The sequence below is a fragment of the Methanobacteriaceae archaeon genome (assembly GCA_030656015.1).
Lineage (GTDB): Archaea > Methanobacteriota > Methanobacteria > Methanobacteriales > Methanobacteriaceae > UBA349.
Genome location: JAUSNX010000012.1, coordinates 81325 through 100977 on the forward strand (window position 1 = coordinate 81325; position 19653 = coordinate 100977).

At 36.4% G+C, this 19653-nt stretch carries 19 protein-coding genes; 4 read left to right on the forward strand and 15 right to left on the reverse strand.

Annotated elements, in window-relative coordinates; genetic code table 11:
- Positions 1–28 precede the first annotated feature (28 nt).
- From Q7I96_08880 to fdhF, 5 genes are all read right to left on the reverse strand, one after another.
- Positions 29–424 (reverse strand): molybdopterin dinucleotide binding domain-containing protein, encoded by a 396-nt coding sequence (locus Q7I96_08880; protein MDO9627720.1) that lies wholly within the window; start codon positions 422–424, stop codon positions 29–31.
- Positions 421–666: a 4Fe-4S binding protein gene (locus Q7I96_08885; protein MDO9627721.1), complete on the reverse strand. Its 246-nt coding sequence runs from the start codon at positions 664–666 to the stop codon at positions 421–423. The genes Q7I96_08880 and Q7I96_08885 overlap by 4 nt, the downstream gene beginning before the upstream one ends.
- A gap of 27 nt (positions 667–693) precedes the next feature.
- Positions 694–1743 carry a 4Fe-4S binding protein gene (locus Q7I96_08890; protein MDO9627722.1) on the reverse strand — a complete coding sequence of 350 codons (1050 nt, stop codon included), beginning with the start codon at positions 1741–1743 and terminating at the stop codon, positions 694–696.
- On the reverse strand, positions 1743–2198 hold the full coding sequence (locus Q7I96_08895) for a 4Fe-4S binding protein (GenBank protein MDO9627723.1): 456 nt from the start codon (positions 2196–2198) through the stop codon (positions 1743–1745). Before Q7I96_08895 ends, Q7I96_08890 begins: the two co-directional genes overlap by 1 nt.
- A 291-nt stretch (positions 2199–2489) precedes the next feature.
- A complete protein-coding gene (fdhF, locus tag Q7I96_08900; GenBank protein ID MDO9627724.1) occupies positions 2490–5249 on the reverse strand; it encodes a formate dehydrogenase subunit alpha in 2760 nt (919 codons plus the stop codon).
- 465 nt (positions 5250–5714) lie between these two features.
- On the opposite strand from fdhF, the gene mobB reads away from it, so the two are divergent.
- The 3 genes from mobB (at position 5715) to moaA (ending at position 8524) form a co-directional block, all read left to right on the forward strand.
- On the forward strand, positions 5715–6410 hold the full coding sequence (gene mobB, locus Q7I96_08905; GenBank protein MDO9627725.1) for a molybdopterin-guanine dinucleotide biosynthesis protein B: 696 nt from the start codon (positions 5715–5717) through the stop codon (positions 6408–6410).
- 181 nt (positions 6411–6591) lie between these two features.
- Positions 6592–7365 carry a methyltransferase domain-containing protein gene (locus tag Q7I96_08910; protein MDO9627726.1) on the forward strand — a complete coding sequence of 258 codons (774 nt, stop codon included), beginning with the start codon at positions 6592–6594 and terminating at the stop codon, positions 7363–7365.
- A gap of 220 nt (positions 7366–7585) precedes the next feature.
- Positions 7586–8524, forward strand: a complete 939-nt coding sequence (moaA, locus tag Q7I96_08915; GenBank protein MDO9627727.1) for a GTP 3',8-cyclase MoaA — start codon at positions 7586–7588, stop codon at positions 8522–8524.
- Between the two features lie 838 nt (positions 8525–9362).
- Here moaA and Q7I96_08920 read toward each other — a convergent pair.
- The 10 genes from Q7I96_08920 to Q7I96_08965 form a co-directional block, all read right to left on the reverse strand.
- Complete coding sequence (locus Q7I96_08920) at positions 9363–9485, reverse strand: hypothetical protein (GenBank protein MDO9627728.1); 123 nt, start codon at positions 9483–9485, stop codon at positions 9363–9365.
- 27 nt (positions 9486–9512) lie between these two features.
- Positions 9513–10259 (reverse strand): class I SAM-dependent methyltransferase, encoded by a 747-nt coding sequence (locus Q7I96_08925; protein MDO9627729.1) that lies wholly within the window; start codon positions 10257–10259, stop codon positions 9513–9515.
- 73 nt (positions 10260–10332) lie between these two features.
- On the reverse strand, positions 10333–11313 hold the full coding sequence (locus Q7I96_08930) for an NAD(P)-dependent alcohol dehydrogenase (GenBank protein ID MDO9627730.1): 981 nt from the start codon (positions 11311–11313) through the stop codon (positions 10333–10335).
- A gap of 114 nt (positions 11314–11427) precedes the next feature.
- Positions 11428–11964, reverse strand: a complete 537-nt coding sequence (locus Q7I96_08935) for a DUF2812 domain-containing protein (GenBank protein MDO9627731.1) — start codon at positions 11962–11964, stop codon at positions 11428–11430.
- Positions 11964–12290, reverse strand: coding sequence for a PadR family transcriptional regulator (locus Q7I96_08940; GenBank protein MDO9627732.1), 327 nt, complete (start codon positions 12288–12290; stop codon positions 11964–11966). Before Q7I96_08940 ends, Q7I96_08935 begins: the two co-directional genes overlap by 1 nt.
- A gap of 249 nt (positions 12291–12539) precedes the next feature.
- Positions 12540–14498: a histidine kinase dimerization/phosphoacceptor domain -containing protein gene (locus Q7I96_08945; protein MDO9627733.1), complete on the reverse strand. Its 1959-nt coding sequence runs from the start codon at positions 14496–14498 to the stop codon at positions 12540–12542.
- A 146-nt stretch (positions 14499–14644) separates the two neighbouring features.
- Positions 14645–15025: a hypothetical protein gene (locus Q7I96_08950; protein ID MDO9627734.1), complete on the reverse strand. Its 381-nt coding sequence runs from the start codon at positions 15023–15025 to the stop codon at positions 14645–14647.
- 5 nt (positions 15026–15030) lie between these two features.
- Complete coding sequence (locus Q7I96_08955) at positions 15031–15396, reverse strand: hypothetical protein (protein ID MDO9627735.1); 366 nt, start codon at positions 15394–15396, stop codon at positions 15031–15033.
- A gap of 208 nt (positions 15397–15604) precedes the next feature.
- Positions 15605–16444, reverse strand: coding sequence for a histidine kinase dimerization/phosphoacceptor domain -containing protein (locus Q7I96_08960; GenBank protein ID MDO9627736.1), 840 nt, complete (start codon positions 16442–16444; stop codon positions 15605–15607).
- 9 nt (positions 16445–16453) lie between these two features.
- Complete coding sequence (locus tag Q7I96_08965; protein ID MDO9627737.1) at positions 16454–17335, reverse strand: hypothetical protein; 882 nt, start codon at positions 17333–17335, stop codon at positions 16454–16456.
- 547 nt (positions 17336–17882) lie between these two features.
- Between Q7I96_08965 and Q7I96_08970 the strand changes: the two genes are divergently transcribed.
- Entirely contained in the window at positions 17883–19577 is a 1695-nt protein-coding gene (locus Q7I96_08970; GenBank protein ID MDO9627738.1) for a SulP family inorganic anion transporter, read from the forward strand.
- Positions 19578–19653 lie beyond the last annotated feature (76 nt).

The following is a 19653-nucleotide window of genomic DNA, read 5'->3' on the forward strand; positions in this document are numbered from 1 at the left end:
AATCCTCCTCATGATTTAAAATGGATAATTAAATTTGCCCTACCTTGTTATAGACTTTCATTAAAGTAGGCATATCCAGTACAGGCTTATCAGTAGGTAAAATCTCTACTGGGATATTTTTGAAACTTGGAGTTGCAGTTGAATTGGTCTCCGGGTCAATAACCCGGTTCGCCCAAGGGCCCATAGGCATGTAAATCATTCCTTCTGGGAGAGTTTCTTTGGTTGCTACAATTTTAACTACCACATTTCCAAAGTTAGAAATAACTTCAATGTTATCTTCAGGTTTTATACCAAGCTGGCTCATCATTTCTGCACTCATATGGGCAATAGCTGCTGCGTCCACATACATTTCCAGATCTTTACCAGATTCTATGGCTTGTCCCTGCCATACAGTTCTTCCAGTGTTTAAAATAACCCTCATCATAATTCCTCCAATTTTATGGCCTCTACAGGACAAGCTTCCATGCAAGTTCCGCATTTTCCACATAGATCAGGATTTTTAAGTTGTACTGCGCCATCTTCAACGATCATGATAATATCTACATCGTCAGTAGGACCCTTTCCTCCAGCCACTTCTGGGCTTCTAAGAGAGTTTACAGGGCAGGCTACAACACAGTTACCACAACCGTGGCATATTTCTCGGTATGCTTTTAATCCGATTGCCATCTAATTAACCTCCATTATTCAACATTCTTAATTTTCTAAAGATTCAAAGGCCTTTTTCCAGGCTTTTGATTTAGTTGGGGTGTAGTTTATCTTGGTCCGTTTAACTTCAATAGCATTGACCGGGCATGATTTTCCACATGCTCCACAATAAATACAGAATCTTTCATCTTTGTGTAGTTTTTCTGCGTTTACTCCTGATTTAATAGATTTAGGGAATGAAAGCACGTTACATGGGCAAACCATTACACATGTTTCACAGCCTTGACAGGTTTCAGAGTCAATTTTTAATTCCCCTTCAAAAGGCTTGGTGACTTTAGCTGCATCGACTGGGCAGATTTCCTGGCACCAGGTACAGTTTACACATAATTCTGGGTCAATGTAAGAAGTTCCAGTTATTTCTGGTTCAGCAATTTCGTATTCACCATAAGGGCAGATACGACAAACTTGAGTAATAGCATCTACAGGGCAGATTCTCTTACAGATTCCACAGTGCACACACTTGTCAGTATCAACATTAATATCAGTAGCCACTACAGGGTTGTCTGAAGTAGGCATTTGATGATCAAGTTCTATAGCATCAACCGGACACATTTCTTCACACATTCCACAGGAAATACAAGTATCTTTGTCTATATCTATTTCTCCAGTAATGAGTTCTGCTCGGGAAGGTAATTCACGAGTAATAGTTATAGCATCCTGAGGGCATGCGGTTTCACATGCTTTACAGTTAATACACTCATCATCATCAATATCAGCAGATTTAATAATATGAGGATATCCAGCAATCTCTTTTATTGATACACCATCAATTTGCAGTTCTAAAGCTTGGAAAGGACATATGGAACTACACATTCCACAAAGAACGCACTTTGCCCCATCAATATCTAACTTACTTGCGTCTTGCTCTGTTCTCACCATTGCACCAGTAGGGTTGGTTTCAATGGCACTTACTGGACATATGCTTTCACACAATCCACAAACAGCACAGAAATTGTTTTTGAATATGAGTACTCGGTCTTCTTCGCCTGCTCTCTCCACAGTAATATCTTTACCATCTAATAGTTCAGTTGTTTCCATCAATCTACTACCTCCTTAATTTCTATCGAGTTGGTCGGGCACATTTCCACACAAATCAGGCATCCGCAACACCATTCGTAATTTATATGCGCCTTTAAGTCGTTCAACACGATGGCCTTCATTAAACACGTGTCCACACAAAGGCCGCACCCAATACAAGAATTTCGAATTGCTCCTTTAAATTTTGAGTCGGTGCAGGTCTGGATTATGGTCCTGGTCCGCTCAGTATCTTTTAAAAGAGCATGGGTTAAAATTAAAAAATCTTTGGGACAAAAATTGGTTACCATTTCCGCAACTTCTATGGAATTCCAAGAAAGGTTTCTTCCATTCAAATAATGAGAAACAGTAGATCTATCCATGTCCAGCGCTTGCGCTATCTCTCTCTGAGTTTGGCCTTGTTTCCTCAGGTTGACAGCTGCGATATATTTTAATCCAGAAACTATATGTTTGGGCATTGAGTCACCATGTGTGTTAATTACACTTTCACTTAATCATTTATATATAAATTCCTACTAGAAAAATATAGAAAGTTATATATATTGAAGTGGAGTGAGCACACAAAAATTGTTTTAGAAATATATGGCTTAAATCAAGTGAAATAGGTTAAAAAAGATTATTGCGGATTAAAAAGAATTAAAACAATAAAAGAATTACTTTATTGAATAATAAAAGAATTTTAAAAATTTTAAAAAAAATTAAAGAAAATTAAGGCTTTAAATTTTAAGGAAAAAATAATCTAAAAAAGACTATAATTTCTGCACCTGAACTGCAGAAATTTTTAGCTCAGGAATGCCTGAAATAGGATCTCTTTCTGGATTAGTGAGACAGTTGGCCGGGGCTTCTTTATAATGAAAGGTCATGAATAATGTTCCTTTCTGAATATGGTCGCTGATTTTGGCATTAAGTTTGATTTTGCCACGCCTGGATTCGATTTCCACCAGGTCATTTTCCTGAATATTCCTATCATCTGCATCATAGGGATTAATCTCCACAGTTGCTGGCTTTTCCAGTTTATCCATGCCCTCAATCTTCCGAGTCATGGTGCCGGTGTGATACTGATACAGGCTACGGCCGGTGGTGAGAATTAAAGGATATTCTTCACTGGCCACCTCTGATGGAAGACGGTATTCCAGAGGGTGAAATTTGCCCAGTCCACTAGGAGTATTAAATTTTTCCTGATGCAGTGTGGGAGTTCCAGGATGGTTTTCATCAGGACAGGGCCATTGTATGCCTTCTTTTTCCAGTCGGGCATGTGAAATACCGTGGTATATGGGAGTTATTTCTGCCATTTCCCTGAATATTTCTCCAGCAGATTGGTAAGTAAATTGAGATTTAAGGAGGTTCAGGGCGTCTGATTCATCAGATTCTCTTTCAGTTGAAAGTTTTTCTTCCATCTTACGGGCCAGTTGGGAAATTATCCACCAGTCTGGTTTAGCCAGGCCCGGAGATTTTACAGCCCGCCTTATGAGTTGCACCCTTCTTTCAGTATTGGTAAAAGTTCCTTCCTTCTCAGCAAATGATGCTGCAGGTAAAACCACGTCCGCCAGCTGGGCAGTTTCTGTTAAGAATATGTCCTGTACCACCAGAAATTCCAGGTTTTCCATAGCCTTTTTAACGTTCTGAATGTCCGGTTCACTTAAGAGGGGATTTTCCCCCATGATATAAACTGCTTTTATCTTTCCTTCCACTGCATTTTCCAGTATCTCTGGTAAAATCATGCCCTTAACCGGACTTAAATCAGAATTCCAATATTCCTGAAATTTTTGAATTACATATTCATCTTCCACAGATTGGTAACCGGTGAGAACATTAGGGAGGGCCCCCATATCACAGGAACCCTGTACATTATTCTGCCCCCTAAGTGGATTGACCCCTGCATTCAATTTACCCAGATTCCCAGTTAAAAGAGCCAAATTGCTTATGGCCAGAACATTTTCAGTTCCGTGGGTGTGCTGAGTGATGCCCATGGCATAGAGCATAGAAGAAGGTCCCTCAGTGGCGTATATTCTGGCCGCCCCTCTAATTTTTTCTTGATTAACCCCAGTAATTTGTTCTATCTCGTCCAAATTCAGTTTTTCCAGGGATTCTAGGAATGGTTCCAGGTTTTCAGTCCTTTTTTCTACGAATTCCTTATCATACAAGTTTTCTTCCCATATGACCCGGGCCATGCCCATTAAAAGGGCCACGTCAGTTCCGGGATATTGCTGAAGGAATAAATCAGCATGCTTACATAGATCAATTTCCTGAGGATTTATTACAATAAGTTTAGAACCACTTTTTGCAGCCTTTACCACTTCCAAAGCAATAACCGGATGGCTACCTGTGGTGTTGGTTCCAATGGCCATTATACATCCAGCTTGGGATATTTCATCTATGGAATTGGTCATGGCCCCGCTGCCGATGCTCATGGAAAGTCCCACCACCGAGGGGGCGTGACACAAACGGGCGCAGTGGTCAATGTGCGGGGACTTCATTAAAACCCTGGCGAACTTTTGAAAGATGTAATTCTCTTCATTGGTGCATTTAGCCGAGGAAATAGCAGCAAACTGACTTTTTTGGTACTGATTTTCGTCAAATTCGCTTTGGCAATATTCTAATAATTTTTCAGCCACCACATCCAGAGCTTCTTCCCATTCCACTTCCTCAAAAACACCTTCTCTTTTAATAAGTGGTTTTTCGAGTCTTTCTGGATTGTTGACAAAATTAAACCCATATCTTCCCTTGACACACAGTCGTCCTTTATTGGCTGGTCCTTGAGGGTCTCCTCGGACTCCCGTGATTTGATTTCCCCGGACTCCCAGGTAGATTCCGCATCCCACACCACAATAGGTGCAGGTGGTTTTGATTTCCCGGGATGGTTCTAGTACGGCTTTGGGAACCAGGGCCCCTACTGGACAGGCCACCACGCACTCTCCGCAGGAAACACAGTTAGAATCAAGGATGTCCCTATCTCCAAAGGTAATTATCTTGGTTTCATAGCCCCGGTAACCGAAATCAATGGCATTTACTCCTAAAATATCCGCACAGGTTTGTACACAGACCCCACAGAGAATACACTTTTTAAGATCCCTTATAAAGAAGGGGTTGGACTCATCCAAGGGTATGTCGGAAAGGGATAATCTGAAGTTTTCCATCTCCTTCTCATCCACCTTCAAATAGGCGGCCACTTCCTGAAGCCTACAATTATCTGATTGGGCACAGGAGAGACAATTTCTCTCGTGGTTGGCAATTAAAAGAGATACTAACATCTTTCGAGTCTGATTTAGTTCTTTAGTATCAGTTTTAATATCCATGCCCTCTTCCACCCAGTTCTCACAGGCAGTGATCAGTCGGCCCTCGGCATTTTCCACCAGACACAAACGACAGGCCCCGTAAGGTTTGACCTGAGAGTTATAGCAAAGATTTGGAATATAAATACCATTTTCTATGGCAGATTGTAGGATAGTAGTTCCTTCCAGTGCTTCAAACTCCAATCCATCCATTAAAAACTTTATTTTTTTCTTCATGTGAATCTTAAATCTTTTTTATTACAATCCGACCTTATTAGGGGGGGTCAGATTATATTTTTAATAGTTAATTAAAATCGGCAATTATTTATTTTATAAGTCTTTTAGTTTATAATATATAAGTTAAATTATAGTCTATTGACCTTATTTTTAGTTTTGATTTAAATTATTGACTTATAATCTAAATTAGTTTATTATAGACGTTATTATTGAAATTTAATTCAATTTAATATCAGTTATGTTTATAATGAGAATTTTAATTTTTTAGGGAATTATTTTAATTAAAATAGGTTTCATTATCTTTAATGAAATTTATAATATTATATTAATTGTTATTCTACTCCATTATTCTATAATTATTATAATTAACATAATGTATTTAACTACTATAACCTCGGTTATTTTATTTAAATGTGAATCAGTAGAGTGGATATTTATATTTATTAAACTTCGTTGGTGATGTAAATGAAAATATTAGGAGTCATGGGAACCAAAGATACCGGTAAAACAACTTTAGTGACTAAAATTGTTGAAAAACTGGTTCAAAAACAATATAAAGTGGGAACGGCCAAATACAGCCACGTTACATTTGACCTAGCTGATAGAGACACTGGTAGACACCGCCAGGCCGGTGCTCAAATCGTGATTGGGACGGGAAAAGAGACTTTTATTCTATTTGACCATCCACAGGAACTGGAAAAAATTATCTCCACCATCGAGTTCAATGACGGGCTGGACTTTCTAATACTAGAAGGATTTAAGACCTCGAAATTTGCCAAGTTTTCTGTTTCTGATTTAAAAGACGAATACACCATCCAGCAGGTTGATGTAAATACTATGGACGAAGATAAAATTGATGAACTGGTTAAGCTGGTTGAAGAGAGGAGTTACGGCCTCTTGCAGGATCTTAACTGTGGGAAGTGTGGTTTTGACTCCTGCTATGAATTCGCCACCGCCAAGGTACAGGGCCAGGCCCCAGATGTTGACTGTAAGAGTCAGTTTAGGCAGGCCTTATTGCAAGTCAATGGTCAGAGGATACCTTTAAACCCCTTTGTACAAAATATAATCTCTAAAACCGTTACGGGGATGGTGGATTCCCTGGACAAAGACTCGGAGTCACTGGACAGCATCGAGTTAATGGTGCGCCATAAGAAGAAATAGGGAATAACACAATTTAAATCCACTTCTGGAAATAGAGAAACACTGATGGACGATAAAATATAATTTTTTTCTATTTTATTTCCCATTTTTTTAAAATAATTATGTCTATTTTTACAGGAATAATGACAAATAAATGCCATATTATGTATTATATGCCCATAAACAATAAAGGACTGATTAAATGACTATCAAAGATTTTGACGGCAATGTGGATGCCCAGTATTTGCAGGCCATGGCACAAATGCTGCAGGATTTGAAAGAAACCTCTTACCAGATGATGAATTTAAAAAAAGATAGCATAGTACTGGATGTAGGGTGTGGGCCTGGAGTGGACGCTTATAATATCTCCCAAATATTATCTGCTGAAGGTAGAATAATTGGTCTGGATAACGATCCCCAAATGATCAAAGAAGCTGAGAATAATTATAATGAATCTAATCTGGAATTTGTCCCGGGCGATGTTAAAAATCTCCCCTACCCCGATGAATTTTTCGATGCTGTGCGTGCAGAAAGGCTCTTTCAGGTGCTTCCAGAAGAATTTGACCATACTGAGGTCCTGCAGGAGATGATGCGAGTCACCAAAAATGGTGGGGCCATAGTCCTGGCGGATGCTGACTGGGGTTCTGCCTCGGTGGGCTATGATGACTACGAACTCACCAACCGACTTTTGCATTTCTTTGCCAATGTCTGCCGGCCCAACGGATTTTCAGGAAGGGAATTCTTGGGACTGATGAAGAGAAACGGGCTGGAAGTGGTAGATATGGAATCCCAACCGGTTATAACCCTGGACTTCCATGAAACTGTCTTTGGTGAGTGGTTGACCCGGGAGGCACTGGAGCATGATGTGGCCACCCCCGAAGAAATGGATGCCTGGAATAAGGATCTCCATGAGAAAAGCGAAAAGGGCGAATTTTATTCCTGTATAAATATGGTTATGGTGGCGGGGATTAAATAAAGAGTTTCTGGTCTTATTTTAGATAATTTCTAAACCTATCAATTTTTCTTCATTATTATTTTTAAAATTATGTGATACAATCCTATCAATTTTTATAGTAAAAACAAAAATATCGATATTACTTATAAATACAGTTTTATAAAATAGTGTTTAAATTAATTTTATACTTAAAAAAGGCAGTCCAATACTGTCCCCTAAAAAATCCAGCTGTTGATAAGAAATGGAAATAGAAAATAAAGTCCAGGACCCATTTAAAAGGCCAGTGATTTCCCTCAGGATATCCATAACCAGCCGCTGCAATGTGAATTGCCTTTACTGTCACCACGATGGCATAATGCCTCAAACTGAGGAAATGACCGCGGACGAGATATTCAGAATAGCTCAAGTGGCCCGAAGGATAGGTATTCGCAAGATAAGACTCTCTGGAGGAGAGCCACTTATCAGGCCAGACATAGTGGAGATTGTAGAGAAAATATCTACCCTGGACTTTAAAGACGTTTCCATAACCACCAATGGGACACTAATGGAACGCTATGCTGAAAAACTGGTAAAATCTGGGCTAAATCGGGTGAATGTAAGTCTGGACACCCTCAATCCAGAAACCTATAAATTCATCACCACTAAGAATTACCTGGAAAGTGCTAAAAATGGAATAAGAGCCGCAGCTCAGGCCGGTATGGACCCGGTTAAAGTGAACATGGTGGTTATGAAGGACCTCAACCACGAGGAAATATGGGACATGTTTAACTTCTGTAAGGAAAATAATGCAGTTTTGCAACTCATAGAACTTTTAAAAACAGAAAGCTGTCCGGATACGGAATTCATAGACCAGTACCACTATGAAATGGAAGACCTAGAAGAAGAACTGGCCCAAACCGCCGATAAGGTCAAGACCAGGGACTTCATGCAGGATCGAAAGAAGTACTACGTGGATGACGGGGAAATAGAGATTGTTAAACCCATGGATAACACCGAGTTTTGTAAAAACTGTACTCGTTTGCGTATAACCCCTGATGGGAAGATTAAACCATGTTTACTGCGGAATGATAATTTAGTAGATATTATTGGGGCCATTCGGAATGGTGCGGATATGGAAGAGCTGAAGAAGATCTTCATTGATGCAATTGACAATAGAGAGCCTTATTATGGTGGTTGTTGAAAAATTAATAATTAAAACCTTTTTTAAAAACAGTATATACTTTTTAGCTTAATATGTAATTTCATAATTAAAACAAATTATATTAGCAAAATGAACATTAAAAGAATAAATGAGAGTAAACTTTTGAGTCCATCATTTTGAGTAATTTTAGAATTATTTCTGACATTAAAATTCACAGGCAAAATAAAAAATAATAAATTGTTATTATTATTGTGATAAGTTAGTTGAATAACATGAAGTATTTGATTTGGGAAATAAACGTTAATATTGTTTATTTTTTGAAACTAGACGACCTGGGATCCAATATTTACTCTATTTAATTTCAATATACTTTATAAACTATGATGTAAGATTCAATACAAATCTAAATAATTCAAGAATGGTTCTGATAAGATCCAATACGGGAATATCCTTATTTATATTCAAGAAAATCACCTCTCTTTGTACCAAATACGAAGAGCGAAATCTTTTGGAGTATAGTTTAAATAAAGGAATCGCTCTTCGACTAATTTATACTGTCCTCGTTCATGAGAGGTACAGTTAGTCATCAATCCGATATACTATTCCATTATTTGGACATTCATTATAACAGTCCTATCTATACTTTGTAAGTAAGTTGTGAAAAGTAATGATTTCTATTTTTGAATTTCAAATATATTTCTTTACTTTATTTTTATCATCTCTTAAAAAACCTATTTTTTAGTTTATGTTCATATAATGGCCCTAAAATCTGTTTAAATATTTTATTTTTGAATAAAAAAAGTTAATATATTTATTTTAAAAAATTAGCGAATTAAAATTTTAAAGAAAGACATAAATCATTATTTCAGCCTTTTTCTTACTGATAATCCCTACCATCTCCCCTATTCCAGGAAGCATAGATTCCCACATGGCCGTGAATATCATAAAGCACGCTTGGATATGGATAAGAGAGTATAATCTTGTTTAGGACATATTGCACCAAATAGCATTAAAACTATTCAATATTTTATTTCTCCAATAAAAAATACCGGCCAAAATTAATATCTCCTTCTTCCAACAACCTGAAACCGGCCTGGTCAAAGAGAGATCTCCATTCCTTTTTAGAGGTCATTAATAAAGAAAATACACTCATCACGGCAAAGGTGTGCAGGCCCGGCACCGGAACAATAACCAGTAATTTTCCACCTTTTTTAAGAACCCTGAACAACTCAGCCAATCCAGAAAGTTTGGCCGGACCTAAATTATTCAACAAAAGGGCGCTGACCGCTGAATCAAAGCTATTATCCTCAAATTCCATGTGAGTTACATCCCCCTGGACTATGCGAACCCGGTTACTTATTCCCGCAATTTCCAGATTTTTCTCCAGCAAATCCCTTCCACCAGACATGGAGTCCACCTGGGGATCAAAGAGATCCAGGGCCACTATCTGTCCATTTTTCAATAATTTGGCCACTTCAATGGTTACCCGGCCGGCGCCACACCCGGCATCCAGGACCAAGTCATTTGGTGAGGAAAATAAATCAACAAAGGGAAGGACCATATAATCGGGAGAGATTACCTTGCGGGCCACCATACTCCCTATAACAAAGTTTACAGCCAGTAAAATAAAGGTCAGTGATAGAACCTGTAGATAAGGCCACCAGGTATTGAAAAATAGCACTAAACTGGCCGCCAGAGAGATTATTCCCATAATCCTAAGGCCATAAATGAGACTATTGGTCTTATAATAGAATTCATATTGTTGTTTGTTCATTATTCTCACCATTTTTTGTCTTTCATTATTTTAACTGCCGTTTTGGAGCTGAAAAACGTGTAGAAATACATTTCTAGGCAGGATTATTGTTTCCCACACTAATGACCACATTCCCCTTTTTGTGCCCTTTCTCAACATGCCGGTGAGCATCAGCAATCTGTTCCAATGGATAGCACCTATCTATCACTGGTTTAAGTTTTCCTTCCTCAATAAGCTCTTTAATAAAAGTCAGAGATTTAGTTTTTTCAACTGACATGTCAAATATTACTTTTTTACTGCCTATCACTCTGGTCCATAGCGTTTGTAAAATTGGTGTAAGCCCCATTACCGTCACCAGATAGCGTCCATTTTTATTTAGTGAATCCTTACAATGTGAAAATGAGCTCTTGCCTACCGTGTCAAAAATAATATCATATTTTTCACCTTTTCTGGTAAAATCTTCTTGAGTGTAATCAATTACTTTATCGGCACCCAGAGATTTTACCAGTTCTACATTTGAGCTGCTACATACCCCGGTGACCTCTGCCCCAAAGTATTTGGCAATTTGTACTGCAAAAGTACCTATACTTCCTGAGGCACCATTGATAAGGACTTTTTCTCCGCTTTGGATGTTTGCCTTTTCTTTGAGGAAAAACAAGGCGGTTGATGCTCCATCAACTACAGCGGCCGCTTCTTCATAGGCCATATTGGTAGGTTTTAGTACTAGTGATCCTTCTTCACTCATGCATTTGTACTCGGCATAAGCACCCGGTCCAAAACCAGTGAATCCATAGACCTGATCGCCTTTATTGAATCGTTTTACATCTTTACCTATGGATTCAATTTCCCCGGCTAGCTCCAGGCCTGGTATTTTGAATTTCTTTCTGGGTTTTCTAAGGCCCAAAATGATCCTGCTAACCATGGATTCACCCCTCCGCATCATGCTGTCAGCGGTAGTTACTGTGGTGGCATGTACTCTTATCAGTACTTCATTATCCTGGGGAACAGGTTGAGCTACCTCTTTGAGTTGCAAAACATCTGGTGATCCGTATTCGGTGCATACAATCGCTTTCATATTTTTTTCCTCCAAATTAATTGATTAACCTTCCCATTTATTATCCAATTCATACTGCTCATTTTAGCTATTATAGTGATTGAATTAATCATTCACACGTTGATTAGGCCCGTATTAACATTTAATGGCATTTGTTTTTAGTTTTTTATTATATTGGCATAATTGTACTATTATGTAGCCATAAAAGACCATGGACAGGAATAAAAGTGCGGAAATCCATTTAGAAAAACTGAAATTGACAATTGAAACTAGGGCTATTAAAAATAGAGTTACTAACACTCCAAAGATGACCGTCCTGATTTGACGATTGTTTCTTTCAATTAATGATTTTGTATCGGTGTAGATGTTGGGCCTTTCATCAGCATCATCATCATAGGGTTTACGCCAAATAAACCATGGTCCCATTTTATTATCCATTGATTCCCAACCATCTTCTTTGAAAAGCTCAAAATAATTATCTCCAGGAAACGCAGGATAATCCCAACAATATCTCATTTTCCTCACTTTTCCTTTCTTAAAACTGAACCTAATTTGGGCAAAATCGACTTTAGTCAGATTCCAACCATTCTTTTCCATTTCTTCCAACCAATTTTCTACTTTCGGAGTGTTCCAGCCCCACCACCAGTGCCACACATTTTTAACTTCTTTCATTATGAATCCCCCATTTCGGTTTTGCCAAGACTCAGAAGCTCTTCTAAACGTTCAAGTTCAAGTTTTTGCACAGTTTTACCTTTTTCACTGAGTTCATAGACTTTTTTACGACTTTCTTCAGCAACTGGAATTATTAATCCTTCTTTTTCCATTCGGGACAGATTTCCATACATAGTTCCCGCCCCGATATTAATACGTCCATTGGTAATTTCGTTAACGTGTTGCATTATCCCATAACCATGCCGTGGCTTATTTAGAGAAATAAGAACATAATAAGCTGCTTCTGTTAAAGGTAAATACTTTTTTTGTAATATTTTAGTATCCATATTGATCTCCCAAATTTATACATCGTGCAATGTTATACCATACTGCGATATATCGCGGCACGTTATATATAAACATTCTGATTCAAAATAAATTAAGAAAAAAAAAATGATTTAACGACTAATAAAAATAATATGGTGCTGGAAAATTAATAAAAACGATTTAAAGCTCTTTAGGTATTTATTGAACAAAAATTACTTTCAGACCATTACTCCCCACGAAATTGGCCTAAATCAATAAGAGACCCGGAATTATAACCTTTCTTTATACTTTAATTCCTGGAATTTAATCTTATAAAAGGTCCCTTCTCCTTTTAAAAACTCTATATCCCCATCTAATTGGTCCACCAGGGAATTAATCAAAGTCAGGCCCAGTGTGGCACTTTCTAATTCAGACTCATCTATAAATCCTATTCCATCGTCTCCCACAATTAAAACGTATTCATCATCATCCTGGTGCATTTTAACAGTTATTTTACCACTCTTACCAGAAGGAAAGGCATGCTTCAAACTATTGCTCACAATCTCATTTATTATGAGGCCACAGGGAACTGAAGTTTCAATATTAAACTCTATTTTTTCATCAATATCCAATTCCAAATCAATATTAGCCAAATTTTTAGAATAATCATATATTAAAGTACTCAAAAGAGTTTTCAGATAATCAGAAAAGTTTATGGAACTTAAGTTCTCAGAAATATAGAGTTTTTCATGGATCATGGCCATGGTCCTCACCCGATTCTGGCTCTCTACAAAAAGTTCAAGATCTCGATCATCCACCACATTTCTAGACTCTAAATTCAAAAGGCTGATGATAATCTGTAAATTATTATTCACCCGGTGGTGAATTTCTTTGAGTAAGGTTTTCTTTTCCCGGAGTGAGTTTTTAACAAATTTTGCAGCTTCTCTCTGTTCAGTGATATCCCTAGTGCTGTAAATAAATCCTTTAAGCTTATCATTTTCAAAAATAGGCTGTCCAATTGACTCCAACCAAAGGTATTTACCTTCTGCATTTTTATAACGATATTGGGGCCGGGCCATACTAATGGATTCCACTGATTTTTTAAGACCATCAGTAACTTTTTGCGCATCATCAGGGTGAACAAAATCATAGAATGACTTTCCCCATAGATATTCTGGAGGGTAACCTAAAAGCTGCTTAGAAGAGGGACTTACATATTTGAAAATACCCTTTTCATCTGATTCTGTGATAAGATCCAGCATGTTAGAGGTAATAAAGTTAAGTTGTTCCTCCCTATCAGAAATTGTTTTTTGGGCTTTTCTTATCTCATTTAAAGACAGTATTTGCCGGACAATTACCATTACCACAATAATCCCCACTCCCCAAATTAAGGCCTTATCGGGTTTGGTAAGGATTAGAAGACTGTAGGCAAATAGAACCAATATTAAGGGCAAATAAGAACCCCAATTATTTGAAGATTTTAAGTGCCTATAATGAGATATTAAATGTTTAAAGTCAATATTAATATTGTTTAGATAGCTTATGATAGCTAATACTAAAAATATCATGTTGGAAGCGTAGAACACATTGAATACCCATTGATATATTAAAAGAGGACTCACCACATCATAAGCATATATCATGTCACCTAATACTTGAAAAAACATTCCTAAAGCGAATAAAACTAAGGATAGTTCTGAAATCTTCTTGTTTTCACTGAATAATAATATGAGTATTGATAATAGGATTATGAGATCATAAAATAGGTAAGATATTGAAAGCATTACTGATATAGCATCTGGTTGACTGGGCCCCACTGTGGGCCAGATAAACAGAAACCATACTATAAAAAATGCAGAAACCATGACTATAGCCGAATCTAATAAATTTTTATATTTAATTTTAAATGGTTTTTTAATAAAAAAAAGTATACCTAGCACCAATAAAGGGTAAGCCACCATGTAAAATATATCTGCCATGGAAAGTGAAGGAATTACACCAATATCCTTGAAAGCAAAATAAAAAAAGTTGGCCACAAAGTACATTATCATGCCCATAGCCAGTATCAACCAGGGCTTAAAAGTGTCCCTATGCATTTTATAGGACCACCATGTCGTGTAAATTAGCATTCCTGATGTAAAAAGACTAATTATTGGCGTTAAAATTTCAATGTAGGGTGAAAATAAGTTAGTATTCCATATTAAAATAGGAATGATGATTAAAGCGATTAAAGCTCCTATTGCTACCATTAACAATGATTTAAATCCATTTGATGAAGAGGATAAATACATTTTTGACCTGAAATTCATATCTTAATTATAATTATGTCTTCAGTATTAATTATAATTAATTGAAGATATTTCAGGAACATCTGAAAAGTACTGGATTTAATGAATTATAACTTACTTTTTTGATATAATCTAGGTATTTGTTCTTTTCTAAGTGTAAAAAAAGGCCAGATTATTGTGAAAAGTACTGCACCTGCGAGCAATGGTAAATAAGAATAGTGTGAAACAGGCCCCTGATAAAAATATATGTATATCACAATAATATCATATAAAACGGTTAATGCCATTGCTAAAATCCAAAATAGATTTTTAGTAAAGCCATTGTATATTAAAATATTAAATAAAACAAATTGCAACCAAATGAATGTCATTGCCAGTTTATAAGGAGATTGAGTTCCTATAAACGTCATAAAAGATAAAATAGCATTCATAGAAAATACAATTACTCCAAATTTTAACCAAAGTTTGTTTTTACTTATAAATTCCATTCCCTTCACCATTCACTTTTCCAAGGCATGTTTTCATTCTTTTCCCGGCCCATGAATTGGTAAATAAACACACCAGTGGCCACAATCATGGCTAGTATCCAGGTGTAGAACCAGGCCAAATCATTTAAAATGAAGTCCGGCATGTACAAATAAAGATAGATTATTAATGCTGAGAAAATTCCAATTGTTGAGAAAACGGCCAGATAATAGGTTTTATTATAATATCCCTTGTTTATGAACAGGCCGCTGATTATTATAAGCAATCCAAATAGAATAAAGAATACGGAGCTTGTTTGATCTACGAAAATGCTTCCTATTCCAAGTAAGGCAAATACTGTTCCAGCAATGATATCTATAGTTCCTCTTCTCAAGTCAATCATCTCCTTATCGGATTTTTAAATTACTTTGATTAATAATTTTTCTATTTATTCTAAAGATAAAATGAATAATCAATATATGATATTCCAATAATATTCACCAAGGCCAGTTATATCCTCGGTTCATAGCTCAATTCCCGGAAAATAATCCTATAAAAATTTCCTTCCCCGCCCATAATTTCCATTTGACCATCTAATTGGGTTAAAAGCATATTAACAGCTTTACTCCCAAATCATTAGAATCATCATTTTCACCACACCAGATTCCATTGTCACCTACCAGTAAAACATATTTTTCTTGTGCTCGGTGCAGTTTAACCGTTATTTTACCAGCAGAAGGATAGGTATTTTTTAAGGAATTTGAAACCAATTCATTTATTATAAGGCCACAGGGAACTGCAGTTTCAATATTAAGGTCAATTTCCGCAATATCCAGATCCAATTCAATTTTAGATAAATTATGATGATATTCATAGACCAAATCAGTTATTAAAAGTTTAATATAATCTGAAAAGTCTATGGAACTCAGATTATCAGACCGGTAGAATTTTTCATGTACCATGGCCATGGCCCGCACCCTGCTCTGGCTCTCCTTAAAGAGTGCCTGGTCCCAGGGATCAACCACATTTATAGCCTGGATATTCAAAAGACTGGATATAATCTGAAAGTTGTTGTTCACCCGATGGTGAATCTCACGCAGAAGAGTTTCCTTTTCTTCTAAAGAACTTTTAACAAATTCTGCAGATTTTATCTGCTCCGTGATATCTCGGCTGCTGTAAATAAATCCTTTAATAGATTTATCATCAAAAACAGGTTTTCCAATAGTTTCCAGGAATATATATTCTCCACTTGCATTTTTAATGCGATATTGTAATCTCACGCTTCCCTGAGAGGCCACTGCTTTTTTTAGATTACGGCTAATCTCAGGTAAATCATCAGGATGAATTAAAGTACGGAATGATTTCCCCATTAGATCATCTGGAGCGTAGCCTAAAACCTGCTCACAAGAGGGACTTATATATTTAAGAATCCCTTTTTTCATCTGATTCTGTTATGAATCCAGCATATTAGTAGTAATGAAACTTAACTGTTCTTTCTTCTCAGAAATTAGTTCTTTATTCCTTTTAATCTCATTTAAGGATACTATTTGTCTAAGAATTACCATTACCACCACTATTCCTACCCCCCAGATTAAGGCCTCATCAGGCGTGGTGATAATTAAAAGACCGTATGTGAAAAGAACCAGTATTAAGGGCAAGTAAGAAATAAAGTCCTTTTGTGTTTTTGATATTCCATAAGATGATTTTAAATATCCTAAATCCAATTGGACATTTTTTAGAAATGATATGGCTGCTAAAGTGATTAATAGAGTATTATAAACATATAATATATTGAAGAGCCAGCCACTAAGCAGAGTGGGTACCACCGTGTAATAAGAATATATTATGTCCCCCAATATCTGGAAAAATAATCCCAAGGCAACTAATGCAACGGGTAAATCAAAAATCTTCTTATTTTGATTAAATAACAATGCCAGTACTATAAAAAGTACTATGAGATCTAAAAATATGTAAAATAAAGAAAAAATCATGGATAAAGTGTCTGGCTGACTGGGCTCAACAATGGGCCAGATCAGTGGGAACCATATAATAAAGAATGCAGAAATCATGACAATGGCCGTGTCCAGTAATGATTTAAATCGGATATTAATTGGTCTTTTAAAAAATAATAGCAGACCCATTATTAATAAAGGATACATGGCCAGATAAAATAAATCTGCAATGGAAGGAGAAGATATTACTCGCAGGACATCTTCAAAAATAAAATAAAACAAATTAGCAAATGAATACAATAGTAATGCCAGTCCAATCAGCAACCATGGTTTAAAAACATCTTTTCTGTTTTTATATGACCACCAGGTAGTGTAAATCAATGTGATTGCACATAAAAAGCTTATTATTGGGATTAAAGCATGTATATAAATAGAAACGAGACTATTATTCCAAAATAAAAAGTATGGTTGTTAAAACAGTTAAAAGCACAGCGAATAATATTATCTGTGATTTTAACCTGTTTAATGAATTAGAGACATACATTTTCCACCCGAAATAGTATTAAGTTTATAATTTTATGAATGTCCTTATTTATTAAGTTTATTAAGAGGGGATTGTAATTTTAGACATACTTTATCCATGAAAAACTATTTGGATTAACATAGACATTAGATTATCGCTGGAAAGTAATCTAATAACTTCATAGAAAATTATAAAAAGTCATCTATAAACCTAATCCAGAAAAATTATAAAATACTACTTTTTCCAGATTTGATTAAATTATCTACATTATCACCCCAATTATATTTAAGATAAAAAATATGCCTTAATTAACAATATAAACTAAAAAATCATTCAAAACAATACACTTTATTTAAATTAAAATATAAAAATAGACTTAATTTAAAAACTTATTTTGGAAAAACCATGCCATCCATCTCCTCCTACTTACCCATAACTAAATGGGCCAAAAACTATGATAAAGGCTGGTTACGCCCAGATATCATAGCAGGTATCACTGTAGGGGCCTTCACCATACCAGAGGTCATTGCTTATGTGTCATTGGCCAATTTACCACCACATGTAGGATTATATTCTGCTCTAATAGCGTTATTAGTTTATATGGTTTTTGGAACGTCCAAACAATTGTCTATTGGGCCCACATCCACATTATCTATATTGGTAGGCTCCACTCTGGGTTCTTTAATGCTTCCCAGTGCCAGCCACTATTTAATAATAGTCTCGCTGGTCGCTGTGGCCGCCGGAGTTTTGGCCCTTATTTCTTGGGCTTTGAGATTTGGTTTCATAGTTAAATTTATTTCAAAGACTGTTTTAACCGGTTTTTTAGCGGGCATTGCATTATTTATTGCTTCCACCCAAATACCTAAATTATTTGGAATGCCCGGAACCACTGGGAATTTTTTTAATAATATCTATTATTTGATAGTACATATTGGTCAAACTAACCTTTATTCTCTGGCTCGGGGTGTGGGAGGAATTATTTTCCTTTATTTGGCCACTAAAAAATTCCGCAAAATGCCAAATACCTTGTTTCTAGTTATTGGGTCCATAATACTGTTTAATTTTACTAATTTAGCTGCTTTAGGAGTTAAATCGGTTGGTTATATTCCCCAAGGGCTACCCGGAACATTTATTCCCGATCCTACATTATTAGACATTAATATGCTGGTGACCCTGGCCGCCACCGTCTTTTTAATTAGTTACATCGAGGGATATATGTTTGCAGAAGAATACGCCACTAAATACAGGTACAATGTGGATCGTAACCAGGAACTGCTGGCTTTAGGAGCTTCAAACATATTTGTGGGTCTTTTCCAGGGACTACCTATTGGAGGAAGCTTAACACGTACCGCCGTAAATGATGAAAGCGGAGCCAAAACACAGCTAGCAGGCGGTTTTGCAGCATTATTAATTTTATTAGTAATATTATTCTTTACCGGAGCATTTTACAACTTGCCCCAAACCATACTGGCCGCCATTGTATTATTTGTTATAAAGGGCCTGGTAGACATCCCCCATTTTAAAAAGATATATCGTTTCAGCAAAACCGAATTTGCCATTGCCATGGTAACACTGTTATCCGTGCTTTTTTTCGGCGCCCTGGAAGGAATCGTTATTGGAGTGATATTATCCATTTTTGGGCTTTTAAAAAATATGTACAACCCAGATGTAGTTGTATTAGGGCGGATTCCTGGAACTGAACAGTTTTTAGATATTAAACGCCACCCTGAAAGTCAAATAATATCCCATACCCTTATTGTAAGGGTGGATGGTTCTCAGATATTCTTGAACACCGATAGTGTAAAGAATACTATTATAAACCTGATAGATAACAAATGTGAAGGCACTAAACTGTTTGTTCTGGATTTTGAATCTTCTGCATTCATTGATTATTCAGGGATTCAAATGCTGGAAGAACTCAACGACGAACTAAAACGCCGAGGTATAAAAGTCATAGCAGCTAATATGCATGGGCCTTTAAGAGATTCCATTAGAAATAGTAGTCTGGAAAAAGAAATAGTGGACAGCACTGTTTGTTTAAGTATTGAAGACTGTGTAGAGAAATGGGAAGCTCAACATAAGGCTAAAAAATTACTTTAATTTTTGAATAATTATCTGCAAGTTTTATATATTCAATTCCATTTATTTCTAGAGCTTTTTAAACAAAAGCGAAATT